This is a genomic window from Sphingomonas sp. Marseille-Q8236, from assembly GCF_965112005.1.
Map to the genome: position 1 here is coordinate 1,681,102 of NZ_CBCOPO010000001.1, position 26,249 is coordinate 1,707,350.

General features: G+C 65.5%; 20 protein-coding genes and 3 tRNA genes. 10 read left to right on the forward strand and 13 right to left on the reverse strand.

The features are described 5' to 3' along the window. Positions 1 to 8: 8 nt before the first annotated feature. From ACWPWT_RS08010 to ACWPWT_RS08035, 6 genes are all read right to left on the reverse strand, one after another. Entirely contained in the window at positions 9 to 1,175 is a 1,167-nt protein-coding gene (locus ACWPWT_RS08010; protein ID WP_454279249.1) for an MBL fold metallo-hydrolase, read from the reverse strand. A 93-nt stretch (positions 1,176 to 1,268) separates the two neighbouring features. Then, positions 1,269 to 1,670, reverse strand: a complete 402-nt coding sequence (locus ACWPWT_RS08015) for a DUF4345 domain-containing protein (protein WP_454279250.1) — start codon at positions 1,668 to 1,670, stop codon at positions 1,269 to 1,271. Beyond that, entirely contained in the window at positions 1,667 to 2,119 is a 453-nt protein-coding gene (locus ACWPWT_RS08020) for a DUF2721 domain-containing protein (RefSeq protein ID WP_454279251.1), read from the reverse strand. Before ACWPWT_RS08020 ends, ACWPWT_RS08015 begins: the two co-directional genes overlap by 4 nt. A gap of 177 nt (positions 2,120 to 2,296) precedes the next feature. After that, the gene (locus ACWPWT_RS08025; protein WP_454279252.1) at positions 2,297 to 2,605 is read right to left on the reverse strand and encodes a polyhydroxyalkanoic acid system family protein; all 309 of its coding nucleotides are present in this window, start codon (positions 2,603 to 2,605) and stop codon (positions 2,297 to 2,299) included. Positions 2,606 to 2,745: 140 nt separating this feature from the next. Further along, positions 2,746 to 2,819: transfer RNA gene (locus tag ACWPWT_RS08030), tRNA-Gly, on the reverse strand. A gap of 43 nt (positions 2,820 to 2,862) precedes the next feature. Beyond that, positions 2,863 to 2,948: transfer RNA gene (locus tag ACWPWT_RS08035), tRNA-Tyr, on the reverse strand. A gap of 170 nt (positions 2,949 to 3,118) precedes the next feature. On the opposite strand from ACWPWT_RS08035, the gene ACWPWT_RS08040 reads away from it, so the two are divergent. Together ACWPWT_RS08040 and rlmB are read left to right on the forward strand one after the other, a co-directional pair. Then, the gene (locus ACWPWT_RS08040) at positions 3,119 to 4,729 is read left to right on the forward strand and encodes a M20/M25/M40 family metallo-hydrolase (RefSeq protein WP_454279253.1); all 1,611 of its coding nucleotides are present in this window, start codon (positions 3,119 to 3,121) and stop codon (positions 4,727 to 4,729) included. Beyond that, on the forward strand, positions 4,729 to 5,472 hold the full coding sequence (gene rlmB / locus ACWPWT_RS08045; protein ID WP_454279254.1) for a 23S rRNA (guanosine(2251)-2'-O)-methyltransferase RlmB: 744 nt from the start codon (positions 4,729 to 4,731) through the stop codon (positions 5,470 to 5,472). The genes ACWPWT_RS08040 and rlmB overlap by 1 nt, the downstream gene beginning before the upstream one ends. Before the next feature lie 355 nt (positions 5,473 to 5,827). On the opposite strand, the gene ACWPWT_RS08050 is transcribed toward rlmB, so the two are convergent. Then, the gene (locus ACWPWT_RS08050; RefSeq protein WP_261268966.1) at positions 5,828 to 6,145 is read right to left on the reverse strand and encodes a 2Fe-2S iron-sulfur cluster-binding protein; all 318 of its coding nucleotides are present in this window, start codon (positions 6,143 to 6,145) and stop codon (positions 5,828 to 5,830) included. 57 nt (positions 6,146 to 6,202) lie between these two features. Here ACWPWT_RS08050 and ACWPWT_RS08055 point away from each other — a divergent pair, with 57 nt between their 5' ends. Next, a complete protein-coding gene (locus ACWPWT_RS08055) occupies positions 6,203 to 6,832 on the forward strand; it encodes a DNA-3-methyladenine glycosylase family protein (protein WP_454279255.1) in 630 nt (209 codons plus the stop codon). A gap of 3 nt (positions 6,833 to 6,835) precedes the next feature. Here ACWPWT_RS08055 and ACWPWT_RS08060 read toward each other — a convergent pair whose 3' ends face one another. Then, complete coding sequence (locus ACWPWT_RS08060) at positions 6,836 to 6,997, reverse strand: hypothetical protein (protein WP_454279256.1); 162 nt, start codon at positions 6,995 to 6,997, stop codon at positions 6,836 to 6,838. A 243-nt stretch (positions 6,998 to 7,240) separates the two neighbouring features. Here ACWPWT_RS08060 and ACWPWT_RS08065 point away from each other — a divergent pair, with 243 nt between their 5' ends. Both ACWPWT_RS08065 and ACWPWT_RS08070 read left to right on the forward strand, forming a co-directional pair. Continuing rightward, on the forward strand, positions 7,241 to 8,587 hold the full coding sequence (locus ACWPWT_RS08065; RefSeq protein ID WP_454279257.1) for a TldD/PmbA family protein: 1,347 nt from the start codon (positions 7,241 to 7,243) through the stop codon (positions 8,585 to 8,587). Beyond that, entirely contained in the window at positions 8,574 to 9,365 is a 792-nt protein-coding gene (locus ACWPWT_RS08070) for a 3'(2'),5'-bisphosphate nucleotidase CysQ (RefSeq protein ID WP_261268970.1), read from the forward strand. The genes ACWPWT_RS08065 and ACWPWT_RS08070 overlap by 14 nt, the downstream gene beginning before the upstream one ends. Here the strand turns inward: ACWPWT_RS08070 and ACWPWT_RS08075 are convergent. Further along, complete coding sequence (locus ACWPWT_RS08075) at positions 9,343 to 10,056, reverse strand: NAD-dependent deacylase (protein WP_454279258.1); 714 nt, start codon at positions 10,054 to 10,056, stop codon at positions 9,343 to 9,345. The genes ACWPWT_RS08070 and ACWPWT_RS08075 overlap by 23 nt on opposite strands. 233 nt (positions 10,057 to 10,289) lie before the next feature. Here ACWPWT_RS08075 and dapB point away from each other — a divergent pair, with 233 nt between their 5' ends. From dapB to ACWPWT_RS08090, 3 genes are all read left to right on the forward strand, one after another. After that, positions 10,290 to 11,018, forward strand: coding sequence for a 4-hydroxy-tetrahydrodipicolinate reductase (gene dapB, locus ACWPWT_RS08080; protein ID WP_261268972.1), 729 nt, complete (start codon positions 10,290 to 10,292; stop codon positions 11,016 to 11,018). 10 nt (positions 11,019 to 11,028) lie between these two features. Next, positions 11,029 to 11,700, forward strand: a complete 672-nt coding sequence (nth, locus tag ACWPWT_RS08085) for an endonuclease III (protein ID WP_454279259.1) — start codon at positions 11,029 to 11,031, stop codon at positions 11,698 to 11,700. A gap of 45 nt (positions 11,701 to 11,745) precedes the next feature. After that, a tRNA-Arg gene (locus ACWPWT_RS08090) sits at positions 11,746 to 11,822 on the forward strand. A gap of 445 nt (positions 11,823 to 12,267) precedes the next feature. Here ACWPWT_RS08090 and ACWPWT_RS08095 read toward each other — a convergent pair. From ACWPWT_RS08095 to ACWPWT_RS08110, 4 genes are all read right to left on the reverse strand, one after another. Continuing rightward, positions 12,268 to 14,028, reverse strand: coding sequence for a methyl-accepting chemotaxis protein (locus ACWPWT_RS08095; protein WP_454279260.1), 1,761 nt, complete (start codon positions 14,026 to 14,028; stop codon positions 12,268 to 12,270). A 282-nt stretch (positions 14,029 to 14,310) separates the two neighbouring features. After that, positions 14,311 to 15,384 carry a DUF2332 domain-containing protein gene (locus ACWPWT_RS08100; RefSeq protein ID WP_454279261.1) on the reverse strand — a complete coding sequence of 358 codons (1,074 nt, stop codon included), beginning with the start codon at positions 15,382 to 15,384 and terminating at the stop codon, positions 14,311 to 14,313. Between the two features lie 91 nt (positions 15,385 to 15,475). Continuing rightward, positions 15,476 to 18,517, reverse strand: a complete 3,042-nt coding sequence (locus ACWPWT_RS08105; RefSeq protein ID WP_454279262.1) for a TonB-dependent receptor domain-containing protein — start codon at positions 18,515 to 18,517, stop codon at positions 15,476 to 15,478. 555 nt (positions 18,518 to 19,072) lie between these two features. Then, complete coding sequence (locus ACWPWT_RS08110; protein ID WP_454279263.1) at positions 19,073 to 21,550, reverse strand: TonB-dependent receptor domain-containing protein; 2,478 nt, start codon at positions 21,548 to 21,550, stop codon at positions 19,073 to 19,075. 475 nt (positions 21,551 to 22,025) lie between these two features. On the opposite strand from ACWPWT_RS08110, the gene ACWPWT_RS08115 reads away from it, so the two are divergent. Both ACWPWT_RS08115 and ACWPWT_RS08120 read left to right on the forward strand, forming a co-directional pair. Next, the gene (locus tag ACWPWT_RS08115; RefSeq protein WP_454279264.1) at positions 22,026 to 23,465 is read left to right on the forward strand and encodes a carboxylesterase/lipase family protein; all 1,440 of its coding nucleotides are present in this window, start codon (positions 22,026 to 22,028) and stop codon (positions 23,463 to 23,465) included. 120 nt (positions 23,466 to 23,585) lie between these two features. Then, positions 23,586 to 26,099 carry a putative bifunctional diguanylate cyclase/phosphodiesterase gene (locus ACWPWT_RS08120; protein WP_454279265.1) on the forward strand — a complete coding sequence of 838 codons (2,514 nt, stop codon included), beginning with the start codon at positions 23,586 to 23,588 and terminating at the stop codon, positions 26,097 to 26,099. Positions 26,100 to 26,249 lie beyond the last annotated feature (150 nt).

The following is a 26,249-nucleotide window of genomic DNA, read 5'->3' on the forward strand; positions in this document are numbered from 1 at the left end:
TCCTTGGCCTATCGCAAAGCGCGAACCTGCCGCGTGTCGAGGCAAGCCTTCATCGCGGCATCGCCTGTCCGCCCCGCGCCCGCCGCCCGGAAAGGAGCGATTGCCACCGGCTCACCCAGCCGAACCGCCGCAAATTGCCCCTGCGCACCCGAGCACCGCATCGCCGCATCAAGAAGTTTAGGTGGTGTGTCATAGGCCTCATAGGAGAGACGGAACGTCCCCCAATGGATCGGGATCGCGGTCGAAGCGCCCAGCCGCTCGAAAATCTGCACGGCCTGTGGTGGGCCGATATGGCTCCCTGCCGACATCTGCCCAGGCACGAAGCGGAATGCGCCGATCGGCAACAGCGCCAACCGCACCGGACCGAGCTTTGCCGCTTCCTCGGGCCAGCGTCCGTCGCCCATGCCGGTGTCCCCCGCAAAGAAGATGTTCCCGCCCGGCAGCTTCACGACGAAACTCGACCAGAGCGCCCGATTGCGGTCGGCGAACCAGCGGCTGCCCCAATGATGGTTGCGGGTCACGACCACCGACACACCCGGCCGGATCGCCTTTTCGCGACCCCAGTCGAGCGCGATGGCGGGGACACCGACCTGTCCGATCACGCTGTCATTGCCCAGGCTGGTGACGACCAGCGGCCGGTCGCGCTGCCAAAGCTTTTTCAGCGTCGCCTGGTCGAGATGGTCATAATGATTGTGGCTGATAACGACGAGATCGATCCTGGGGAGGTCGTCGAACGCCACGCCCGGCTGCGCGACCCGTTTGGGGCCGAAGCCGAAGGGACCGGCCCGCTCGGCATAGATGGGGTCGGTCAGAATGTTGAGGCCCTGGGTCTGCACCAGCACCGTCGCATGCCCGATCCAGGTCGCGACCATGCGCTGTCCCTGAACCCGTGCCTCGGGTCGGGAGGGGCGGACCGGCACCGTTTCGGGCCAGACGGGGCGTCCGTCGTCACCGGTCAGTTGCCGCCAGAGAAACCCGCTCCGCCCGCCGCGCGACGGCATCCGAAAGGTGTCGGCATCGCCATCGGGGTTGAAGAAGCGCTCTCCGTCATAATGGCCGCTCTCCGGCCCTTCATAATAGAGCCGATCGAGATAACGCGGCACGATCGTCGCGGCGAGGCCGATGAGTATCAGGATCAGGGCGAGCCCCTTGGCGATCCATCGCACAGCCCTCATGCGATGATCGGCCGCCCAGCCTGGCCGATAGCCGATATGCCGCCGGTGGCGGAAAAGGCCCGGTGGGAAACGCGCATCTCGAAGCTCCTGAAATCAGCGATAGATACGCGAAACGCGACCCTGCCACAGCATAAGAAGCGGGACGACGCCCAGTTCCATGGTCAAGCCCAGCTGATGCCCGATCGAGGGCGCACCGACCATGGCCCAGGACAGCGCCCGGGCCAGCCCGCCCGCGACGACGAGCAGGCCGAGCAGGCGGAACCGCGCGCCCTTTCGCTCGATCGCGGGGATGCAGGTGACGAAGGCCAGCCCCAAGCCCAGAAATATCCCCGAGACATAGCGGAACTGGCTGTCCAGATCAGCGGGTATGGCGGGCGGATGACCCAGCCAGCCCGGCCCCTTCGCCACGCTGATCCCCCCGATCGACAGCGGCACCAGACAGGCGACCGCGACGACCAGTTGCAGCAGCAGCCGTTCGGTCCTGGCGCCGATCAATCCAGGATTTCCTTGCGTACATGGATCGCACGCAGCGAAATTCGGACCTCGATCATGAAGGCGACCAGGCACAGGATCAGCAGGGTCACCGCCATGATGAAGGCCAGCGCGATCCAGGTTCCGATGTGGAATTTGCCGAGATTGGCGATGAACAGCACCGCGATGACGATGCACGCCATGACCGCGCTCGATACCGCCAGGAAAAGTGCGGCGTTGATGATCGACATGCGCCGGTCGAGCAGCCGCAGCTCCCATTTGTGGCGCAACCGCTCCGGCCCGTCATCGAGCTTGTGGATCATCATTTCCAGCCCGCGTGCGCGGTCGATGACCCGCGCCAGCCGCCCGGCGAGCACGTTCAGCAACTGCCCGATCGCGGCGAGCATGAAGACGGGGGCCAGCGACAACTGGATGGTCTGGGCAATGGTGGTGACGGCGGGAAGGGTGGGCATCGCCGGAAATGGTGGCGTGTCGCGCCGCACCCGGCAAGAGGGAAGTGCTGTTCCGCATCGGGCCTTTTATCCGCCGACTCCCGTGGAACTTGTGCGACTTGGCCTGGTTCGGCCTCCGCCCGACGAAGCACCCCTTCCTGCCCTGCAAGGCTGGAAGGGCGCAAGTGTCGGCCGGTTTCAGGCCTTGGAGAGCATCTTTTCGGCGCTGGTCTTCACGAACTCGCCGATCGGGCCGGCCATCATCGACAGCATCATCGGAATCGCGACCGTGCCGGTGATCGCGCGGTCGCCGATCGCCATATCGGCCTTCACCGTCTGCCCCATGGCGATGATGGTCAGCATCAGCCGGTCGTCGGCCGGCCATTCGGACGTCACCTGACCGCCGCCGGGAATCTTGGACTCCAGCTTGGGCAACCCCTGTTCGATGCGGCGGCGCGCCTCGGCACGACCCAGTTCATGGGGAATGTCGAAATTGACCGATGCCATATCCCGTAACTCTTTCTGTTCCGACGCCAATAGGACGCGGCGGATGACGCGTATTGACGTAAGCGTCAAGGCGCGGACCGCGCATCGTCACGGGATATTCAGCTTGGAAGGCTGCTGCACCGGATGCCCGGGGAAAGTTTTGGAGCGGGTAACGGGAATCGAACCCGTGTATTCAGCTTGGAAGGCTGCTGCACTACCATTGTGCTATACCCGCTCATATCCGGCGCCGTAATCGGACCCTAGCCGATAGGCGGGGATGGTGGAAGGGACTGGATTCGAACCAGTGTACGCTCACGCGGGCAGATTTACAGTCTGCTGCCTTTAACCACTCGGCCACCCTTCCGGGGTGTCGCTCCACCGGAGCGAGGCGGGCCCAATGCCGAAGCTGGGCGCGGCTGTCAACGACGTTTTGTGCGTTTTTGCGCGGACCCCGGATGATCCGCTTGCTTGCATGTCCGGCGATCGGGACATAGCCTCTGTCCCATAACGAAGTTTCCGGGGAATCCATCACCTATGCGCGTTTGCTTGCTCGCCGCCGTCGCGGCGGTCGCCCTCATGCCTGTCGCCGCCGCCGTTGCGCAGGATCGCGGCGCTGCCAATCGCCTGATCGACGAGGGCATGAATCATAGCCAGGTGATGCAGACCGCCGAGCATCTGACCGATGTGATCGGTCCGCGCATGACCAACAGCCCCGCGATGCGCACCGCGGAAGGGTGGACCGCCGAGCAGTTCGCCAAATGGGGCCTGAAGAACGTCCATAAGGAAGGCTTTGCGTTCGGGCGCGGCTGGTCGATCGAGCGGGCGAGCGTACGGATGGTGTCGCCCCGTCCGCTGCAACTGACCGCCATTCCGATCGCCTGGACGCCCGCGACCAATGGCGCGGTCACCGCCCCCGTGATCGTCGCGCCGATGAAGCGCGAGCGGGATTTCGACAAGTGGCGCGGCCAGTTACGCGGCAAGATCGTCATGGTCTCGATGCCCGGGACCGGAGACGAACCTGGCTTCGCGCCCTTCCGTCGCCTGACCGGCGAGGACATCGCCAAGCTCGATATCTATGTCCAGCCCGAGCACGACCCCGAATCCGCCGATCGTCGGATGAAGCGGCTCGACTTCGCGCAGAAGCTCGATGCTTTCCTGAAGGCCGAAGGGGCGGTCGCCTATGTCACGCAGAGCTATCGCGACGGCAAGCTGCTGCACGGCGAGGGCTATCTGTTCGGGCGTGGCGAGACGCCGGCGGTGCCGGGCATCGAACTGGCGGCGGAGGATTATCGCCGCCTCGCGCGGCTGGCCAAGCTGGGCCCCGCACCGACGATCGAGGTGCTGAGCGACGTCCGCTATGACGACAGCGACGAGAACGCCTACAACATCATCGCCGAAATCCCCGGCACCGATCCCAAGGCGGGCTATGTGATGGCCGGCGCGCATCTCGACAGCTGGGTCGCGGGCGACGGCGCGGCCGACAATGCGGCGGGCAGCGCGATGGTGATGGAGGCCGCGCGCATCCTCGCCGCCACGGGACAGCGGCCCCGGCGCACCATCCGCTTCGCGCTCTGGTCGGGCGAGGAGCAGGGCATTCTCGGCTCGATGGCTTATGTCGAGCAGCATCTGGCGACGCGCGGACGGCCGGGCGATGCGCCGCAGACGGGCCTGAAGCGCTATTATGGCTGGACCAATCGCTGGCCGATCACGCCCAAGCCGGGTTACGGTGATCTGGCGGCCTATTTCAACATCGACAATGGCTCGGGCAAGCTGCGCGGCCTCTATGCCGAGAACAACCCGGCGGCGGTGCCGATGCTGAAGGAATGGCTGTCGCCCTATGCCTCGCTGGGGGCGGGCAATGTCGTGCAGCGGACGACGGGCGGCACCGACCATGTCTTCATGCAGGCGGTCGGCGTGCAGGGTTTCCAGTTCATCCAGGACCCGCTGGATTATGGCAGCCGCATCCATCACAGCTCGGCCGATACTTTCGACCATTTGAAGGGCGAGGACATGCGTCAGGCGTCCGTGGTGCTCGCGGGGGTCTTGCTCGCGGCGGCGAATGCGGACAAGGCGTTGCCGCGCCCGCCGGTTCCGACCCAACCGGCGACGACCAAGCCCTTTGACTACACGGATACCGACGACTGATGGCACGCCGAGGACATCGCCCCAGCCAAGCCTCCGCCAACCGCCCGCGCTTTTGGGGGCGGCATGCGGTGACGGCGGCGCTCGCCAACCCCAACCGCACCGTGCGCAAGATATGGGGCACGCGCGAGGCGCTCGCCGCGCTCGACCTGCCGCCCGTGGTGCCGATCACCTATGCCGATGCGGCGGACCTGGGACGTCTGGTCCCCGCCGACGCGCCACATCAGGGGCTGGTGGCCGAGGTCGATCCGCTGGAGGATATCTGGCTGGGCGATCTGTTGCATGAGGGACAGGACGATCAGCGGCCGCTGGTGGTGCTCGACCAGGTGACCGATCCGCACAATGTGGGCGCGATCCTGCGCTCGGCCGCCGCCTTCGACGCGCTGGGCATCGTGACCCAGGATCGGCACGCGCCACCCGAATCGGGCACGGTCGCGCGGTCGGCCAGCGGTGCGCTGGAGACGGTGCCGTGGATTCGCGTGGTGAACCTCGCCCGCGCGCTGGAGGAAATCGCGGAGGCGGGCTTCTGGCGGATCGGCCTGACCGGCCATGCCAACCAGACACTGGCGCAGGCGATGGGGACGCAGCGCATCTGCATCGTGCTGGGCGCGGAAGGCGAGGGGATGCGCCAGAATACCGAGGCGCATTGCGACGAGCTCGCCAAGCTGCCGATCAGCTCGAAAGTGGAGAGCCTGAACGTCTCCAACGCAGCGGCGATCGCGCTGTACGCGGTGGCGGCGCGGTGACTTTCGGGGCGGTGGGTTGGTCCTGCTGCCTTTCTTGATCGCGCAGAGCGTGTGTTGGTGGTGAGCCCAGCCTGAACGGGGTTTGTGGCTCATGGTCGATTGGACGGTAGCCGCCACTCCTCCGTTCAGCCTGAGCGAAGTCAAAGGCCATGGGATGCAGGTTCGCGCGGAGACGCGGAGATGGCGTGTCCGGCCGCAAGGCCAGTCTGCTATCACCGCTGCAGCCTGGTCTTCCGGTCGTAAGGCGGGGTTCGATCGCAGCGCACCGGACATCTCCGCGCCTCCGCGTCTCCGCGTGAGCAAAAAAAAGGCGGGGCCGAAACCCCGCCCTCCGACGTTTACGGGAAATGCTCGATCAGTCTTCGGCCGCGATCCGCACCCGCATGCCGTCCTGCGCGTCGCCGAACGGCAACTGGCACGACAGGCGCGACGTCGCATTTCGGTCGCTGGTCGAATCGAGCAGGTCGTCCTCGTCCGGCCCGATCGCGGGCAGCGAGCCCGCGAAATCGGGATCGACATGCACATGGCAGGTCGCGCAGGAACAGCACCCTCCGCACAGCGCCAGCAATTCGTCCACCCCGGCGTCGCGGATGACCTCCATCACCGACAGACCGGCCTCGCCGTCGATTTCGCGTTCTTCCCCGTCGCGCGTCACGACGATAAGCTTGGGCATGTCCATTCTCCTTGTCGGTCGCGGTCTTGCCGGGCCAGAACGCGCGGATCAAGCATCATGGGGCTGAGCGCCGAACAGATTCGCGAAAGCATGGATGCGCTGGCCGCATCTTCGCCCGCCATCGCCGCCGCGCTGGACCGGATCGGCTATCCCGCACCACGAATCCGGGCGCGCGGCTATGCGACGTTGGTCCGCACCATATTGGGCCAGCAGGTATCGGTCGCCTCGGCGGATGCGCATTGGCGGCGGCTGAACGAATTGCTGGGCGATGCCAGCGACCCGACGCGGATGCACGGCGTCACCGACGAGGAACTGCGCGGTGCGGGCATCTCACGGCAGAAAGCCGGCTATCTGCGCAGCCTGGCGGACGAGGTGACGAGCGGACGCCTGAACCTGGCGGACCTGCCCCAGGACGATGAAGAGGCGATTGCGCAACTGGTCGCGGTGAAGGGGATCGGCCGCTGGTCGGCGGAGGTCTATCTGCTGTTCGCGGAGGGGCGGACCGACATATGGCCGGCGGGCGATCTGGCGGTGCAGATCGAAATGGGCCGGATATTGGGCCATGACGTGCGCCCTTCGGAAAAGCTGGTCCGCGAACTCGCCGAAGCCTTTCGCCCGCACCGAAGTGCCTTGGCAATCTTCACCTGGCACCATTATGGAGCGGGTGCCGACGCCGCGCCGGTCTGACGCCTATCGTTCGGAGCGTCCTGGCCCGTGGCGAGTCGCAACGCCGACCAGGATCGCAGTGGAAAGCAGGATCGAGGAGACCAGCCCGCCGATCGCGAGCAGGCCGCCATTCGTCACCTCGACCTTGGCGCGAAGGCGCAGACGGCGTCCGGCCGCCAGGCGCAAAACCGCCTTTTGCGAAGTCGTGGCCCGCCGGGGTGCGAGTGGGGTGTCCTGGGTCATCCCGCCACAACGCGCTCGACGGCGGCGGGGTTCAGGCGGGCCGATCGGGCAAGGCCATTCGACCCATGCGACATCGGATGACGTCGGGGGGCGAACTATGTCAAGCACCGCCGGTCCGACTGCAATCGGCATCGAACCGAACGCCGGGGCTGGCATCCCCGCCCGCCCGCCCTTAAGTCCCATGCCATGCTGACCCCCGAACAGGCCCGCGACCGGGCCGCCGATATCGTTGCCCGCGCTCGTGCCGCCGGAGCGGATGCCGCCGATGCCATCTTCGCCGCCGATGCTGCGCTGGAAGTGTCGGTCCGGCTGGGCGCGCTGGAGGATGTGGGACGGTCCGAGAGCGAGGAGCTGGGCCTGCGCGTCTTTGTCGGGCGCCGCTCGGCCAGCGTTTCGACCTCGGACCTGTCGGGCGATGCGATGGATCGGGCGGTGGAGCGTGCCGTCGCGATGGCGCGCGAAGCGCCCGAGGATCGCTGGGCGGGCCTGGCCCCCGAAGAACGGTTGCTGCACGGCGCCCCGCCGATGCTCGATCTGGACGATGGCGGCGAGATCGTGCCTGAAACACTGCGCGCCGCCGCCCTCGCGGCCGAGGAAGCCGCGCGGGCGGTACCTGGCGTGACCAATTCCGAAGGGGGTGGAGCCTCCGCCTCGCGCGTGGTCACCGCATTGGCGACCAGCCACGGCTTTGCGGCGGGCTATGCCGCAACCGGCTATGGCCTGTCGGTCAGCGTGGTCGCGGGCGAAGGCGCGGGGATGCAGCGCGACTATGCGCATCATGGCGCGCGCCTACGTCGGCTGCTCGAAAGCCCCGAGGCGATCGGCACCCGCGCGGGCGAGCGGACGGTGGCGCGGCTCGATCCGGGCCGGATCGCCAGTGGGGCGATGCCAGTGGTGTTCGACCCGCGCGTCGGATCGTCGCTGGTCGGCCATCTGGTTTCCGCCATTGCGGGTAGCGCGATCACGCGGCGGACCAGCTTCCTGCTCGACCGGCTGGGTGAGCGGGTGATGGCGGAGGGTATCCGGATCGAGGACGATCCGCACCGCCCGCACGGCCTTCGTTCGCGCCCCTTCGATGGAGAGGGGCTGGCTGTGTCGCCGACCGCGATCGTCGAGGATGGGGTGCTGGAAACATGGCTGCTCGATTCGGCCTCGGCGCGGCAATTGGGGTTGGAGCCGACCGGCCATGCGGCGCGCGGCACCGCGGGCGCGCCGGGCGTATCGACCAGCAACCTCTATATGGTGGCGGGCCGCGTGCCGGTCGATACGTTGATCGGCGACATTGCCGATGGCGTCTATGTCACCGAACTGATCGGCAGCGGCGTCAATCCTGTCACCGGCGATTACAGCCGGGGCGCGGCGGGCTTTCGCATCGTCGGAGGACGGATCGCGGAGCCGGTTGCGGAGTTCACCGTGGCAGGTAATCTGAAAGACATGTTCCTTGCCATGACGCCGGCCAATGATCTGGAATTCCGCTACGGCGTCAACGTGCCGACGCTGCGCATCGATGGAATGACGGTTGCCAGCGGCTGAGCTGATCCCGGCCGTCGTGGCGGCGGCGCGCGAGGCGGCGGCGATGGCACTCGCCCGCTGGCGCACCGATTTCCGCCAATGGGAAAAGACGCCGGGCAGCCCGGTGTGCGAGGTCGATCTGGATGTCGACCGGATGCTGTTTGCGCGACTGACCGCGCTGATCCCGGAAGCGGGCTGGCTGTCCGAGGAGACGGCCGACAGGCCCGATCGGCTGGCCGCGCGGCGCGTCTGGGTGGTCGACCCGATCGATGGAACCCGCGACTATATTCGCGGGCGCGAGGGTTGGGCGGTCTCGGTCGCGCTGGTCGAGGATGGACGGCCGGTCATCGGCGTACTCGCCGCTCCCGCGCGCGGCGAGTTATGGCTGGCACAGGCGGGGGCGGGCGCGACCCGCAACGGGCGAACGCTCAGCGCGGGATATTGTCGGCAGATGCCCGGCGCGCGTGTGCCGGTCGACGCGCTGCCCAAGGCCGACCGCGATCTCGTCGCCGTCTTCAAGCCCAATTCGATCGCGCTGCGCATCGCCATGGTCGCCTCGGACGAGGCCGATCTGGTCGCGACGCTGCGCTGGGGCAATGAGTGGGACATTGCCGCCGCCGCGCTGATCGCGTCGGAAGCGGGGGCGGGGGTGGCCGATGCGCTGGGCCAGCCCCTGCTGTTCAACAAGCCCGATCCGCGTGCCTTCGGCGTGCTGGTGACCGCGCGCGGGCTTCAGGATGCGGCGGTCGCGCGGCTGGGCCCGCGCGCGCGCGAGGTTATCGTGCCGGTCGGCGGCTGAGCATCTGCTCCACCCATTGGGGCACCAATTGCCCGGCGGGGCCCAGGCGGCTTTCGTCGAACCAGCCGCTTCCGTCCGATCGATCGAGATTGAGCTCCAGCGTCTCCGCGCCATAGGCGCTGGCCATCCGCACGAACCCCGCCGCCGGATAGACGGCGCCCGACGTCCCGATCGACACGAACAGATCGGCCTCGGCCAGCGCCGCCTCGATCCGCTCCATCTGATAGGGGATTTCGCCGAAGAACACGATATCGGGTTGCAAGGCGGGCGCGGTGCAGGCGGGGCAGGGCGTGCCGGGCGGCAACGCGTCATACCACTCGAACCGTTCTCCGCACGCCGCGCACAGCGCCTGTTTCAGCGCGCCGTGCATGTGCAGGAGCCGGGTCGCCCCCGCCCGCTCGTGCAGGTCGTCGACATTCTGCGTGACGATCAGCAACGCGCCCGGCCATTCGCGGTCGAGCCGCGCCAAAGCCTCATGCGCCGCATTGGGGCTGACCTTCGACAGCGCCGCCCGCCGCAAGTCGTAGAAGCGGTGTACCAGCGCCGGATCGGCGGCGAGAGCCTCCGGCGTACACACATCCTCGACCCGGTGTCCTTCCCAAAGCCCACCCGGCCCGCGAAAGGTGGCGATGCCGGATTCGGCGGAAATGCCCGCGCCGGTGAGGATGACGACATTGGCGATGCTGGTCATGACGGCGACGACGGTAGCGCGTGAGCGCGGCGCGTACGACCCAAAACGCCCCCAATCTCCGCAGTTGCGCCGCACAGGCCCGGGATTCGGGAAAATGCGTCCGAAGTCGCCATCGCCCATGGCCCATAGCCGGTCACCGCGCGTTCAAGCGAGCGGTTTCCCCTTGGCGTGACCTGTGCCAAGGAGCGCCGCACCGACCATCACCACCCCTCTCGAAAAGGACATCACACGGCATGACGGCAATCGGCATTTACGGCAGCGCGGGACGCATGGGCCGGGCCATCGCCGAACTGATCGAGGGGGAGGGCGCGACCCTGGCCGGGGGATGCGATTCGCATGACGATCCGACCCTGTTGGCGGCACGGGCGGACGTGCTGGTCGACTTTTCGATCACCGGCGCGCTCGATGCGCATCTGGCGGCGGCGCGGGCGGCGCGGACCCCGATCGTGATCGGCACCACCGGTCTGTCGCCCGCACAGCATGCCGCGATCGACGAGGCGGCGACCGAGATCGCGGTGCTGCAAACCGGCAATACCTCGCTCGGCATCACGCTGCTCGCCAATTTGGTGCGCGAGGCGGCGGCGCGGTTGGGCACCGACTGGGACATCGAGATCACCGAGATGCATCACCGGCACAAGGTCGATGCGCCTTCTGGAACCGCATTGCTGCTGGGCGAGGCGGCGGCGGCGGGGCGGGGGAGCAGCCTGTCCGAACTCCGCGTCGATGGGCGTGCCGGGCTGGTGGGCGCACGGACCGAAGGGACGATCGGCATGGCGGCGCTGCGCGGCGGCTCGGTGATCGGCGATCATGAGGTGATCTTCGCGGGCGAGGGCGAGCGGGTGACGCTGGGCCATTTCGCGCAGGATCGCAGCATTTTCGCGCGCGGCGCGGTGCGCGCGGCGCTGTGGCTCGCGACCCAGGCGCCGGGGCGGTATCGCATGGGCGACGTGCTGGGCCTGTAAGGACGCCTTCGTGAAAAAGGCCGAGATCGTCGAATTCTATCACCGTCTCGCGGAGGCCAATCCGCATCCCGAGACCGAGTTGGAATTCCGCAACCCCTATACGCTGGTCGTCGCGGTCGCGCTGTCGGCGCAGGCGACCGATGTCGGGGTGAACAAGGCGACGCGCGCGCTGTTCGCCGACGTCGACACGCCCGAAAAGATGCTCGCGCTGGGCGAGGATGGGCTGAAGCAGCATATCAAGACGATCGGCCTGTTCAACACCAAGGCCAAGAACGTCATCGCGCTGTCGCGGATGCTGGTCGACGATTATGGCGGCGAGGTGCCCGAGGATCGCGAAGCGCTGGAGCGGCTGCCGGGCGTCGGGCGCAAGACCGCCAATGTCGTGCTCAACGTCGCCTTCGGACACGAAACCTTCGCGGTCGACACCCATATCTTCCGCGTCTGCAACCGTACCGGCCTGGCCAAGGGCAAGACCCCGCTGGCGGTCGAACTCCGGCTCGACAAGGCGACGCCTGCGCCGTTCCGGGTTCACGCGCATCACTGGCTGATCCTGCATGGCCGTTATATCTGCAAGGCGCGGCGCCCCGAATGCTGGCGCTGCCCGGTCGAGGACCTGTGCGCCTACCGCCCCAAGACCCCCGTGCCCGTCGCCAAAGGCGGAAAAGCGGCAACGGCGTCATAAAAAGGCTGGCGTGGTGGTCTGCACGATGCTAGTCGGCTCGCCCACGCACCCGTAGCTCAGCTGGATAGAGCGCTGCCCTCCGAAGGCAGAGGCCACAGGTTCGAATCCTGTCGGGTGCGCCATCTATTCTCATCCACTATATCGATAATTTAGCCGTTTAAGGCTGATGAGATGGCTGCATGCCACCTCTCGGTCCCTCACCGTCTGCTTGTCGTAGGCGTTCGAGCGCGAACGGTGGCGCTCATTGGTTCTTTGCTCATGCCCGCCAAATATGGGGGATGGGCGAAGATGCGATCCAGCAGCGCCATGGCCATAAAGCATCGGCGATCTCAACCGATGTTCGCGACCATGCCCATGATGGCCAGAAATCCCATCATCCAAGCCAAATTGACCGGCGACCTGAAAGCGAGCATGTTCGTCAATATCTCGCACGAGGTAGTCACGATCGGGACAAAGCATATCTGTAGCCAGTGACGATGTCGTGCCAGCGTTTGCGCATGCGTTATTGAGCGAACTTATGCCGGAACGCGAATATCCGCTATTCGGACACCGGCACCAGCGGCGTCATCAGGCTGCGCGGCTCGGTTGTGAGTGGCGGAAATCGTCCGGGCGGTAGCGTGCCTGCGTTCGCGCTGTGGACGCCGTATCGACGTTGAACCGCATCACCGATGCCATCAGCGTCCCGCATTCCTGCGCCAACAGGCTGGCCGCCGCCGTCGACTCCTCGACCATCGCGGCGTTTTGCTGGGTGACGGAGTCGATCTCGCCGATCGCGATGTTCACCTGGCCCAGGCTATGTGCCTGCTGTTCGGAGGAGCGGGCGATCACGTCCACGACGGTGCTGACGTCCGAAACCTTGCTGATGATTCGTTGCAGCGCGTTGCCGGTTTCGTCGACCAGCACCACGCCCGAGCGAACATGCTCGATGGCCGAAAGGATGCGTGCCTTGACGTCCGAGGCCGCGTCGGCCGAGCGTTGCGCCAACGCACGGACTTCGGATGCGACAACGGCGAAGCCCTTGCCGGCATCGCCCGCCCGCGCCGCTTCGACGCCCGCGTTGAGTGCAAGGAGATTGGTCTGAAAGGCGATGCCGTCGATGACCGTGATGATATCCACGATCTCGCGGCTGGCCTGGTCGATACCGTTCATGGCGGTGATCGACTTGGCGACGATCTCGCCGCCCTTTTCGGCTTCGTTGCGCGCTTCCGTCACGGCGCGATTGGCCTCGCCCGCGCTGGCGGCCCCTTCGCGAACGCCTTGGGTGATTTCCCCGACCGCAGCCGCAGTCTCGCGCAAGCTGGCGGCCTGCTGCTCGCTGCGCGCCGACAGATGGTCGGTGGCCTGACGGATTTCCTCGATGTTCGAGCGGATGGTGCCTGCGCTGCCGCGCACATCGCTGGTCAGGCCGGACAGATTCTGAACGGCGCGATTAAAGTCGGCGGCCAGCTGATGGAAGGAGGGGGGCAGGTCGGTCAGCCGAGCCGTCAGGTCCGCCTCGGACAGGCTGTGCAGGCCCGAGCCGATCGCTTGCAAGGCCAGTTCGCGTTCGCGGTCGTCGCTGACCTTGGCCTTGGCGGCATCGCGGAAGACGACGACGGCGCGGGCCATGTCGCCCAGTTCATCGCCGCGCTCGCTGCCCGGTACCTCGATGTCGTTGCGACCGCGCGCAAGCTCGGCCATCAATCGGGTGAGGGCGGTGATCGGTCGCGCGATGCTGCGGCTGAGGACCATCTGAAGCGTGATGACGACGCCGATCAGCATCACGCCGCCCAGGACCAGGGCGACGATGGCGGTGCCGATCGCATTGTCCTGCGAGGCGGCATTGCTGGCGATCGCTGCCGTTTCCTGCTCGCGAATCGCGCGGAGCGGCAGCACGATGTCGCTGGTCAGCACGGCTTTCCCCGCGTCGCGGACCGCCTGCTGCGCTTCGTCGCGTCGCCCTTCCTTGACCCAATCGGTCAGCCGGTCGCTCCACGTCCGCCGCCACTTTGTCTTCTCGGCATTGGACTTGGCGAGCAGCTCCTGCTCGGTCCGGTCGGTCAGCATCGCGGCCAGCTCTTGGCTGGTCGTGTCATATTCCTTGCGCGCTTCTTCGTAGGATTTGAGATAGCTCTTGTCCGCCGTGACCAGGAAACCGCGCAACTGGCTGTTTTCGCGCAGGATCGATGTCTCCAAGGTCAGCGCTTTGGCATAGACCTCCTGGGCGTGGTTGTTGCGCGTGGTCGCGCTTCGGATTTCCCAGATATTGACGAAGAACACGATTGTCATGATCGCGGCCGACAGGCTGACGATCAGGAACGATACACCCAGCTTCTTGGGGATGTTCATGCTCGCAAGCATTGTGCGTCTCTCTCAACAGGTCGGGCCGGGGACGATCCGCGCGGATCGATCGGGTTGTCGTTACCAAACCCGCTGTTCAACGGGGCGCTCAGGGCGTCAGGCATAGGCATAGGATCCGCCATGGCGGATGCCGTAAGACACAGTGGCGCTGTCACCACCCGATACTTGATCGCCATATCCTGAGTTAATCCTGATTCCGTCCGACAATTGTTAGGATTGTGAAGTTAATTATGGGTGAAGTGACGGAGCGTTACCAACAGATACGCTGACCTATCCGTCGATCCACTCGATCCATGCGCCATAGGGATGGCAATGGGCCACGACCCGGTCCTGATGGCCCGGCCAGGAGCGCAGGCGCAGCTCGACCCGTTCGCGCGCCTTGTCCCATTCGAAGCCGATGGCCGCGAAGGGGCGCGCCGGGGTCGCGGCCGCTCCGGCCTTCTGCAAGGTCGCCTCGATGGTCATGCGGTCCTCCGCGTTCAAATATTGCAGCACCATGGAATGCAGGACGACGCGGTGGCGATGATCCGTCCCCGGAACGGCCAGCTGTTCCGCGAGCCAGGATGCGGCATCCCCGGTGTCGAGCCGGGGCGGATGCTGGCGCGCGATCTCCAGGGCACGGTCCAGCCGCTGCGCGCGCTCGGGCTGGTCGGCGAAGATGAAGGAAGCCAGCCGCTCGCATGCGGCCGGATCGTTCACGTCGAGCGGATGGAGGTCGACGCCGCGAGCGGCATGGACGGTCACGGCGGCGTCGGGGGGCGGGGGACCACGCCATTCGGGAGCGATCCGCACCCTCGAATTCGGTTCGCCTGTCCGGACGCCGCCTAGGTCATAGGCATAGCGCGCCAGATTGAGGTTCAGCCCTGCGCTCGCGCCGATCTCGAACACCTCGAAATCATGGCCGTGAGACTGGGCCAGGACCATCAGGGCGGCGTGAAGGGCCGCGGCACGGCCGATTTCGTTGGTCTGCGGCACGCGCAGCAACCAGTCGACCAGGAATTCGTCATGGCTGGCCAAGGCCAGTGCGACCGCTTCGTCGAAACGGTCATGCTTCCCGGCATAAAGCGCGGTCAGCTGGGGTTCCACTCCACGCCGGACCAGGGCGTGCAGGGCGGCGTTGATCCGCATCGCGATCGCCGAGGATGCGGCGGTATTGCCCCATGACCGGATCAGCGCCGCGCTGAGGGGCGCCTTGTCGAGCTGTCGGTCCACCGCCGCCAGCAGATCGGCGACGAAGGGCGTGCCGATCGCCCGCATGACGAGCGACTGTCGGTACAGTTCGCTCGGCTGCGCGGTCGGATCATCCGAACCCGGATACATGATGTTGGAACGTTCCGGGTGCATCGGTCGCCTATGACGTCGCAAGGGTAGGATGGGCAAGACGCATCGGGACGATGGAATATCGCCCCGATGCGGTTTGCCCCGTCAGACGAGATCAGAAGTTGAAGTTCGCGCCAGCGCTGAAGTTACGGCCGACCAGGCCTGCGTAATGCCAGCTGCTCAGATAGTTGGGATTGCTGGCATAGGCACCCGATGCCAGCGGAGCGCGGGCATTGGTCACGTTCTGGATGCTGAAGAAGAAGCGGAAATCATCATTGACCCGCACGCCCATGTTCAGGTCCGTGTAGATGAACGGCCGCACATAGCACTGGTTGTTGACGTCACCACCCGTCGGGATGGGCGCCAGCGTGTGCGAGCAGGACAGGTCGATCACGCCATTGACCGGCTGGATTTCGTCGGCGGCCACCTGCTTGATCCGACCGACATAATAGGTCGTGCTGGTCAGCGAGAAATTGCCGACTTCGATCGTGTTCTGCCAATTGCCGCGGATGCGGGGCGTACCGCCGCCCGAGGACAGCTCGTATGGCCCCAGCGTACCCGCATATTTCTGCACCACGCCCGCCGGGGTGACGAGGTCGAGGCGGAGAACGCGGGTCACGTCGACGCGGCTGATGAACTTCACGCCGTTCGCAAGCTGGACATTCGCATTGGCCTGCATGTCGATGCCCGAGCTGACCATATAGTTGGCGTTGACATATGGCACGTCGAACACCAGCAGACGGGGCAGGGCGTTCGGATTGACGGGATCGACCCCGTCAATGACGTTGCACTTATAGCCTGTGCCCACCTTGGCGAGCGCCGCACACCCATCGGTTGCGTTCGTCTGGCCATAATAGGCCGCAATTGCTTGGGCGCGCAGCGGGCCGCTGACGATCAGGTTCGACTTGCGGATGTTGTAATAGTCGACGGTGAAGTTCAGCCAGGGGGTCGGATTGACGATCGTACCGGCAGTGAAGCTGCGCGACACTTCGGGCAGGATGTCTGGGTTGCCCTGCGCGCCGCTGCCGATGTTGTACGAGGTCGTATAGGCCGGACTGCCCGGATGCGCCGCGATGAAGCTGGCGGGCGGGGTGAAGGACGAGAAGCCGGCATAGCTGCTCGCCGGGTTGTACTCGGCAAAGGTCGGCGCGCGGAAGCCCTGGGAATAGGTCGCACGGAGCGAGAATTCGCGGACTGGCGTGAACTTGGCGCCAATCTTCGGCGAGAAGTGGCTATAGCCCTGCGAATAGTGATCGTAACGGCCCGAGACGTTCAGGTCGAACGAGCGCAGAAACGGCGCGTCGATTTCGAAGAACCCGGCGGTCACGGTCTGGCGACCCTGGGCCGACGAGGTGTTCAGGCCATAATAGGCCAGATCGAAATTCTGGTTGCGGTTCATCAGAGTCTCGCGACGGACCTGGAAGCCCCCGCCGACATTAAGATCGCCGCCCGGCAATTCCATCAGCGACTTCAGCAGCGAACCGCCGATCGTCGCAACCGTCGAATAGGATGGGGTGGTCCGCTCCGGCGAAATCTGGTTGCGCACCGCCGCCGTGTTCAGCTCCGGATTGACGAAGTTGTAGGCGCCGGTGTTGATCGCGTTCAGCAGGCCCTGAATGTTGATGAAGCCGCGCTGCGTGACAGCGAAATTGTCACGGGCATAGACGCCGTTCAGGCGGAACTTGAAGCCATCGCCCAGATCGCCCGAAATGCCATAGGTCGCGCGGAACACGTCGACATAGCGGTGGCTGCCTGCGGGAATGTCGCCGAACAGGTAATAGATACGCGCGGCATTCTGGGTCGGGTCGGCGCCCGCCACGGCATAGGGGTTGTTCGGGTTCAGGCGGCGGTCGGCCGCATTCGCGCAGTTCACGCCCGCCGAGCAAATATACATGGGCAGCACGATACCCGGGCTGGTCGACGCCAAAGCCGCCGAACCGCCGAACGGCTGGGATTGGCGGATGCCCGCCGGGGTGCCGCGAATATCGACTTCGGAATGCGAGTAACTGCCGCTGGCAAAGGCTTCCCAGCCCTCGGCAATGCGGACGTTCAGGCGTGCCGTTGCCGAATAACGCTGCTGGCGCGGTTGGATGATCGAATATTCGGCCGGCAGGTTGTGCTTGCAGCCGGTGCCCTGCGCCGCGCCCGAGGTCACGGTGAAGGTGCCGAAGGGGCAGGCATTGGGGTTGAGCAGCTGATACTGGTTGGTCGGCGGCGAGCCGACCTGACCCGACAGCGGATTGTTCAGATCGGTCTGCGAAACGCGGGTGACCACCGCCTGCGGGTTGGCGGTCAGCAGCGAGTCGTCATTGCGGTTGCGGTCGAGCAGGCCGCTCGGACGCAGATCCAGCGTGTTGAACGGATAGCCGCGCGAGTTGTTGGTGATGAACCCGTCATAGGTGTATTCACCATTGACGTAGAAGTTGAAGCCCTGCTCGCGATAATCGCCGATACCGGCGGTCAGCGTGGCGCGGTAATGGGCGCCATCGGCCTTTTCGGTGGTGCCGCCCTGGACCGAACCCGAAATGCCCTGGACATTCTTCTTGCTGATCAGGTTGACCACACCGCCGATCGCGTCCGCGCCATAGGTTGAGGACGCGCCGTCCTTCAGCACTTCGATACGCTCGATGGTGCTGAACGGGATCGAATTCAGGTCGACATAGGCGTTATGGCCATCATCGTTCAGCGGGAAGTTGGCGTTGCGCAGACCGTCGATCAGCACCACGGTCGACGACACGCCCAAGCCGCGCAGCGACACCGCCGCGCCGCCGGCGGAAAAGCCGTTGCGGAAACCGGTCGAGATCGAACCGGCACTGTCTGCCGAAACCGAACGGATGGCGTCCTGCGCGGTCGTGATGTTCGCGCGTTGCATCACGTTGGAACTCACCACGGTCACGGGCGAGATCGAACTGGCGTTCGAATCGCGGAACAGCGTGCCGGTCACGATGACCGTGGCGCCTTGCGCCGTGGCGGGAGCGGGGGCAGCCCGCTTGATCTGAACGTCCTGCTCGGCCGGTGCGGGTGCCGCGGCGTTCTGGTCGGCGGTGTCGGCCGTCTGTGCCGGTGCCGCCTGCTGCCCATAGGCCGGAGCGGCGATCGCGGTCAGCAATGCCGCGGTCGAAATCCCCAGGCGCAGTTTACCGAACGCAGAATTCATCGAAGTCACTTGATTTCCCCCTCTGACGCAGCAGCGACTTGCGTCGCCTTCATTCCCCTCGCCACGAACCGGCGCTGCGATAGATGGGCGCCTATCACCCATGGAGTTACTGGGGTGTTAAAAGGCCGAGTTTTGGCATTGAGATGGTATGATATTGAATTTGTTATGGAGAAGGCAAAAGCAGCGTAATCGCTTACCTCACAGCGCAACAAATTTAACGCTGGACTTGTCCCGGTTAACCGGAAAGGCATTTGCTCAGCGTGACGCAGTCCGTTCGATTTACGCGGTACTGCGGCAATCGCGTGCGGAATGGCGTCGGACGGAATTGCAAAAGCCGTTGATATAGCGAGCAATTGGCTGTTCGGACTGGGCAATGGTATAGAAGACGGTACGCCAGATGAGTTTGGATCCTATCGTCTTGCAGAACGACGCGACCATGGAGTTGGCGTTACAATCTCCTTTGCCTGGCAAAGAGATAAGGATGCCCTGCCATGGCTCCGCGCGACATGCAGATATCGGAGGGGGCGCAGCTATTGGGCCGCGCCCCTATCTTTATCAGAAGCCGACCCGCACCGACAGCGAGGTCGTCCGCGCGTTGATGGCACGCGCACGCACGATGCCGTTGGTCGGGATCACGCCGTCTTCCGCCTCGGTAAAGCCCAGTGCGTTGAACAGGTTGTTGCTGTTCAGCGAGACCAGGATACGGTCAGTGGCGCGGAACTGCATAAAGGCGTTGACCACCGTATAGCCGGGCAGCTTCAGCTGATTGCTGTCCTGCGCATAGCTGCTGGTCGTGCCGATCACGTTCGCGCCGATCGTGACGCGGTCCAGATCGACCTGCGGCGTCGCCTGGAAGATCAGCCGGGCCTGGCGGCGCGGGGTGTTGCCGACCACGCCGGGGTTCAGCGCGTCGCTGACGATCTTGGCATCGGTCCAGGTCGCCCCGCCGGTCATGTTGAACGGGCCGACGCTATACGCCCCGTCCAGCTCCAAGCCATAGGCGCGATATTCGCGATCGATGAAGACCTGACGCGTCGCCTCGTAATTCTGCTCCTCGGTGCGCGCCCAGAAGCCGGTCAGGTTCACATACATGCCGTTCCTGCGATATTTCAGGCCCAGTTCGGCCTGGCGCACATAGTCGACCGCCGCGTCCTTGTTGATCAGATGGCCGTCGGTCGTGCTGACCGCCGGACCGAACAACAGCCGGTCGGCATTGGCACGTGCGCCCCGGCTATAGCGGACGAACATCGCGAACGGCTCCGACACGCGGAAGTTGATCCCCGACGAATAGGACAGATAGCGCCAGCTGTAATCGACCGGCGCCGGGCTGGTCAGCGGGATCACCGCCACGCGCCGCTCGGCCGCCGAGATCACGCCGTCGCCATTCATGTCGCGCGCCGTGGTGCCGACACGGCCGCCACCCAGATCCGACCCGAAGATCGACCCTTGCGCATTGCCGAAGTCATAGCGGACGCTGGCGCCCAGCGCGAAACGCCCGATCTTGTAGTTCAGCGATCCGAAGGGCGCATTGACGTTATAATCGACGCGGTAGCTGCGGCGGCAGCAGCCGCCGAAATAGTCCGCCCCGAACGCATAATAGCCGTTCTGCGTCTGCGGCACGCCCGCGCCATTGACCACGTCGACGAGCGCCGCGCGCCCGTCGCCGCGCACGTCCATCAGCGTCGAGGTCCACAGCCAGTCGGTGTCGATCGTCTGGCGCGACTTGTAGAAGCCGGCGGTGGTGGTCAACTCACCCTTGCCGATGGTGTAGACGCGGCTGGCGCGCAGGTCGTTGGTGACATTGTCCAGGCTGTTGAGCTTGGTGTCGAACACCACCACGCGCGCGAGCAGGCCGTTGCCGTTCAGCCCCGACAGGTTGGTGATCGCCTGCCCGCTATTCGGCCCGCTGGCATAGCGCAGCGTCGCCCCCGCGCCGCCCAGCGCCGTCGCAGTCGCCGCCGCGCTATCGACCGCCGAGGGGAAGTTCGAGATGAACCGGCCCGAGACATCGGCATAGCGGAACCGGTCGGTCACGGTCCAACCCGACACGTCGAAGCGCGTCTCGACCCCGAAGGCGTTGACCACCGGATGCTGGCCGTCGCGAATATCATCGACCACCGGGTTGTTCTGGCCGTCCAGCGTCACGTTGCTGGTGTCGTAGCGCGACAGCAGCGCGTCGCGGGCGATGTCGAAACCCGGCAGGCTCTCGTACCGCGGATTGGCGTTGGCGCCGGTCACGCGCACGGGATTGGGCAGATAGGCCGCCGACCGATCGTTGAGGAACTTGCCGTAGAAGCGGATATAGCCGCCGCTGAATTCCTTGGTGACGTTCAGCTTGATCTGGCCGCCCTTGGTGCCGTCATAGCCGACACGGCGCGGCCCCTCGCCTTGGTGATAAAAGCCGCCGATATGGAAGCGCAACGTGTCGGAGAGCTTGGCCCCGTAATCAAAGTCGAGCCGGTATTCGCCATAGTCCAGACCCGCCGTCGCCATGATCGCGCCGCCCGGCACGTCGCCGGTCTTGGAAATCATGTTGATGACCCCGCCGGGCGAGTTGGACGAGAAGGTCGAGGCCGAACCACCGCGAATGGCGTCGACCGACGACACGTTCATATCGGCACGCAGGAAGATGTCGGCATTGCCGAAGGTGATGTCGCCGAACTCCAGCACCGGCAGGCCGTCTTCCTGCAATTGTAGGAACTTGGCGCCGCCCGACGCGATCGGCAGGCCGCGGATTGAGATATTGGCATTGCCATCGCCACCCGAGCTTTCCGATCGGATGCCGGGGATGTTGCGGAAGATCTCGGCGGTCGAACGCGGCGCCGCCTTCAGGATCTCGGCCGCGCCGAGCGAACTGGTCGAAATGGCGCTGTCCAGACGATCGCGCCCGCGCGCCACGGCGGTGACGACCACATCCTTATTGAGTGCGCTCTTCTCGGTCGGTTTGTCTGCCTGTGCAGTCTGCGCTTGAGCATGCCCCGGAACCAATAGCGCGAACGGAATGGCCGAAATGAATAGCTTGTGACGAAGCACCTAATCCCCTCCTCTTTGTCAGGGACGCTCACTACCACTGGAGGCTTTGCAAACGATTAAAATGCCTTGACGCGCTGGTGAGATATTTTTGGACTGATTGCTTACCTTCCGACGCAATGTTCTGGCGGGGGAGGGCATAGCCCAATGATGCACGGCATCGTCCTGATCCAGCGGCCGGTCACTATCCCGCTGAAATGTAGCTGGGCCGCGGCGGCGCCCTGGCCGAAGCAGGCACGGCGCCTTCTCTGTGTTCGATGCCTGTGGATTCCCTCGTCCGGCACCTGCCAGACCTGACCGGGATTTTCTCACAGGGAATGAATCGATTTAAAGGGCTCGGGTCGATCCTGTCGAGCTGGCCGGAAGTCGATCCCCCTTTCCATGGGGCGCGTTTGGGTTCTATCCTGCTGAAAAGCGTGGCGAACTATCGCGCCAATGTCGGCGCTTCGAAAAAGCGCATCATGAGGGGGAGGATGTGATGACGATGTTCCTGAAGGCCGCCATGGCGGCGACGATCGTCCTGGCCGCGCCATTGGCCGCGCAGGTGTCGGCTTCCGCCCCCGTCATTTCCACCAATCGCGGTGCCGTGCGGGGTGGCGTGGCGGACGGGGTGGCGAGTTGGAAGGGAATTCCTTTCGCCGCCGCGCCGGTCGGGCCGCTTCGCTGGCGTGCGCCGCAGCCCGCCGCCTCATGGCAAGGCGTTCGGGATGCCACCGCCTATGCGCCTGACTGTATGCAGGTGCCGTTCCCCAGCGATGCCGCGCCGCTCGGTACGGCCCCGGCGGAGGACTGTCTTTACGCCAATGTCTGGAAGCCGGTGGCGGCGCGGGGGAAGCTGCCGATCCTAGTGTGGATCTATGGCGGCGGCTTCGTGAACGGCGGGGCGTCGCCACCGACCTATTCGGGGGCGGAACTGGCCAGGCAGGGAGTCATGGTCGTCAGCTTCAACTACCGGGTAGGCCGGTTCGGCACCTTCGCCCTGCCGCAACTGACCAAGGCGAACGCCGATGAGGGCCGGCTGGGCAATTACGGCATCATGGACCAGATCGCGGCGCTGCAATGGGTGCAGCGCAATGCGGCGGCGTTCGGCGGCGACCCGTCGAACGTCACCATCGTCGGAGAGAGCGCGGGCGGCATGTCGGTGCACATGCTCAACACCTCGCCGCTGGCGCGGGGGCTGTTCAGCAAGGTCTTCGTGATGTCGGGCGGCAATGGCCGGTCGGACGGCAAGACACTGGCCGATGCCGAACGGATCGGAGAGAATTTCGCCCGGTCCAAGAATATCGATCCCGACAGCCCCGATGCGTTGGACAGGCTACGCGCACTGAGCGCCGAGGCGGTGACCGATGGCCTGAACATGATGGCGCTGTTCCGGCCCCAACCCGGCCCGCCGACCAATATGGGGCCCTTTGCCGATGGCAGGGTGGTGGTCGATCTGGGCAAGGCCTATGCCGAGGACCGCTTCGCCCGCGTGCCGATGATCGTCGGCGCGACGGGGGCGGATATAGGGGGCAAGACCGGATTCATGATCGCCGGAGCCCGTGAGGTGGCGGGCGTCGTCGCCGACAAGGGCGTGCCCGTATGGGAATATCGTTTTTCCTATGTCGCGAATTCGGTCAGCCAGCCGGGCGCGCAGCATGCGACCGATATTCCGTTCTTCTTCGATACCACCGCGATCAAATATGGCGCGGCGACGACAATGCGGGACCGCGACATGGGGCGGGTGATGAGCCGCTATCTCACCCAGTTCGCCAAGACCGGCAATCCCAATGCGGCGGGCCTGCCGCAATGGCCACGCTATGCCCGCGCCAGCGACCGGATCATGGACTTCGGAGCCGATGGCAAGGCGGTCGCCCGCGCCGATCCCTGGGGGGCGGAGATCAACGCGGCGGGCAGGGCTGCACCCTCGTCGCGATAGGGCGGATGCGGCCCGCTTTACGCAATGGTTAAAACGGTAACCGATTTTACACTTGCCTTAATCTAATTAAGTCCTGCTTAGAGCGGGTTGTGGGCGGGTGAGTAAATGGGGGCCGCGAAAGTGGCATGGGACATCAGAGCGGTAGCGCTTGCGCTGCTGATGCTCCTGACGGGGTTGATGCCGGGAACGGCGTCGGCCACGACCGTCGACCTGCGTCGATCGGCCTGCAGTGCCGCGCTGCCCGATGGCACCCGAACCGCCAGCATCACCGAGGCGCGCTATGTCTGCGGTGCCGACACCCCGACGCGGGGGACGCCGTGGCTGTGGCTGCGTCTCGATCCGTCGGGATTGGCCACGCTGCCACCACGCTGGGATATGTTGATCGATCAGACCCGGTTCGATCGTATCGCCCTGCTGGTCGTGGGGCGCGACGGCGCGGTCCGGATCGAGCGCGGGCCCTCCGGCCTGGACGGCCATGGCGCGCCAGGCGGGTTGTTGCGCTTCGTGGTCCCGACGCCGGGACGCGATGTCCGCGGCCTGTATCTGGGCTTTCGCAACATCGACGAGCTGTCGTTGATGCGCAAGCTGGAGGCGCGGCCGGGCGTCAGGATGACCGGGGGCGATATTCACTGGCTGCTGCTGATGGGGCTGTTCACCGGCACGCTCTTGTCCGCGCTGCTCTACAATCTGGTGATCCATACGGGGCAGCGCCCCGCGTTCCAGCGCTGGTATCTGCTGTGGGTCAGTGTCGCCCTGGCCTATGGTTTGATCTGGACGAACACGGCGGCGTTCATCGTTTCGTGGCTGATCGGCCCGCTCGCGGTGCGGCTGAACCTGGTCCTGGTCGGCCTGATGGTCGCGGCGGGGAACATGTTCTTCTTCGCCGTGATCGAAGAGGGGGTGCTGAGCCGTCGCTTCGCCACGGCGGGGCGGACCCTGGCCGTGACGGGGGCGGTGTTGGGCTTTGTGGCGGCGGCGGACTGGTGGGTGCCGCCAGGGCTGACCGACCGACTGCTCAATTATGCCATCGCGGCCACCGCAGCGCTGCTGGCCCTGTCGTGCTGGATCGCGGCGCGGCGCGGCAGCCGGGTCGTCTGGTTCTATCTGATCGGCTGGGGCCCGGTGATCGGCGTCTTTCTGGCCCGTCTGGCTCGCAATCTGGGCTTTGCGCCCCAGAATGACCTGGTCGACATGGGGACCTTCGCCGCCCTCGCTTTCGAGGCTCTGGTCCTGTCGCTGGCGATCGCCGACCGGTTCCGCCTGATCCGCCAGGAACTGGAGTTGAGCCGCCAGCGCCGCGAGGTCGATATGGCGGAAACCAAGACATTGCGGCTGGCGGCGCAGACCGATTTCCTGACCGGGCTGGGAAACCGCTCGGCCTTTCAGCATCAGTCCTATGAATGGATGTCCAGCGGCACCGCGTTCAGCCTGTTCCTGGTCGATGTCGATTACATGAAGGACGTCAACGACCGGCTGGGCCATGCGGTGGGGGACCGTTTGTTGCAGCATGTCGGGGCGGCGTTGGTCGAGACGACGCGGGCGTGGCCGGGAACCCGGATCGCACGGATCGGTGGCGACGAATTCGCCATATTATGCCCCGGCAGCCATGGCGACGAGGCCGCTCTGGCCGACGCGGCGATGGCGCTTCAGGGCGATGTCTGGCATGCCGAGGATCGCGACCGCACCCTGTCGCTCAGCATCGGCGCGGCGCGTTTCCCGGAAGATGCGCGAGCGCTCGACCTGCTCTATCAAAATGCCGACCTGGCGCTCTACACTGCCAAGCGGCTCGGTCGCGGGCGCTATACCCGGTACGATCCATTGCAGCGTTCGCTGCGGGACCTGCAGACCGCCTTTATCGAGGATTCCGAGGCGGCGATCCAACGCGGCGAGTTCGCGCTTTACATGCAGCCGATCGTCTCGCTGGAAACGGAGGCGGTGTGCGGGCACGAGGCGTTGTTGCGGTGGCGCCATCCTCGGCACGGGCTGTTGGCCCCGGATCGCTTCGCCGATGTGCTGGTAGCCGAGCGGATCGGCCTGATGATCCAGGAGCATGTGCTGGAACTCGCGCTGACCGCGCTTCGCGAACAGGGCGAGCGGTTGGGCGTGCTCAGCGTCAATTTCACCTCGGCCCAGTTGGCGGGGCCACGCGGCGCGCGCGCGGTGCTCGACCGGCTGGCGCATTATGGCATCGCGCCGGACCGGCTCTGCGTCGAAGTGACCGAAGGCGTGATGCTCGACCGGGCAGCGGACAGCATCCTGGCGAACCTGCGCACTTTGCATGACGCGGGCGTCTGTATCGCGCTCGACGATTTCGGCACCGGCTATGCCTCGCTGGTCCATCTTCGGCAATTGCCGGTCGATCGCATCAAGATCGACAGGTCCTTCGTCGCGGGGATCGACGAGACGGATGGCGGGACGCTGGCCATCGTGCATGCGATCGTCGGTCTGGGCGGTGGCCTGGGCAAGGTCGTCGTCGCGGAAGGGATCGAGAACGAGGTCCAGGCGCTGCGCCTGAAGCAACTGGGCTGTCAGTTGGGGCAGGGCTATCTCTATGGTCACCCGTCAGCCGAACCGATGGCGGGGGAGTCCATGGCCGCCGATCCATGGGGGCTGCCGCGCGTGGTGACGACTTAACCCTATTCGCAACCGGCAGCCCGGCCAATGGCGGGTGCCGACCCTCTTGAGAAAGCCCTGCCCCCCGGCCGGAAGAGGGTGACGTAAGGCGCCCCTAAGTCCTTTCGGATACGTCGCTTTCCAGACGGCGTCCCAGGCCGCCCGGCCTAT

Bases quoted from the DNA above. Each gene is read 5' to 3' on its own strand.
- ACWPWT_RS08010 (WP_454279249.1), bottom strand. From the start codon at position 1,175: ATGAGGGCTGTGCGATGGATCGCCAAGGGGCTCGCCCTGATCCTGATA.
- ACWPWT_RS08020 (WP_454279251.1), bottom strand. From the start codon at position 2,119: ATGCCCACCCTTCCCGCCGTCACCACCATTGCCCAGACCATCCAGTTG.
- ACWPWT_RS08025 (WP_454279252.1), bottom strand. From the start codon at position 2,605: ATGGCATCGGTCAATTTCGACATTCCCCATGAACTGGGTCGTGCCGAG.
- ACWPWT_RS08040 (WP_454279253.1), top strand. From the start codon at position 3,119: ATGCGCGTTTGCTTGCTCGCCGCCGTCGCGGCGGTCGCCCTCATGCCT.
- rlmB (WP_454279254.1), top strand. From the start codon at position 4,729: ATGGCACGCCGAGGACATCGCCCCAGCCAAGCCTCCGCCAACCGCCCG.
- ACWPWT_RS08050 (WP_261268966.1), bottom strand. From the start codon at position 6,145: ATGCCCAAGCTTATCGTCGTGACGCGCGACGGGGAAGAACGCGAAATC.
- ACWPWT_RS08055 (WP_454279255.1), top strand. From the start codon at position 6,203: ATGGGGCTGAGCGCCGAACAGATTCGCGAAAGCATGGATGCGCTGGCC.
- ACWPWT_RS08065 (WP_454279257.1), top strand. From the start codon at position 7,241: ATGCTGACCCCCGAACAGGCCCGCGACCGGGCCGCCGATATCGTTGCC.
- ACWPWT_RS08075 (WP_454279258.1), bottom strand. From the start codon at position 10,056: ATGACCAGCATCGCCAATGTCGTCATCCTCACCGGCGCGGGCATTTCC.
- dapB (WP_261268972.1), top strand. From the start codon at position 10,290: ATGACGGCAATCGGCATTTACGGCAGCGCGGGACGCATGGGCCGGGCC.
- ACWPWT_RS08095 (WP_454279260.1), bottom strand. From the start codon at position 14,028: ATGAACATCCCCAAGAAGCTGGGTGTATCGTTCCTGATCGTCAGCCTG.
- ACWPWT_RS08100 (WP_454279261.1), bottom strand. From the start codon at position 15,384: ATGCACCCGGAACGTTCCAACATCATGTATCCGGGTTCGGATGATCCG.
- ACWPWT_RS08105 (WP_454279262.1), bottom strand. From the start codon at position 18,517: ATGAATTCTGCGTTCGGTAAACTGCGCCTGGGGATTTCGACCGCGGCA.
- ACWPWT_RS08115 (WP_454279264.1), top strand. From the start codon at position 22,026: ATGACGATGTTCCTGAAGGCCGCCATGGCGGCGACGATCGTCCTGGCC.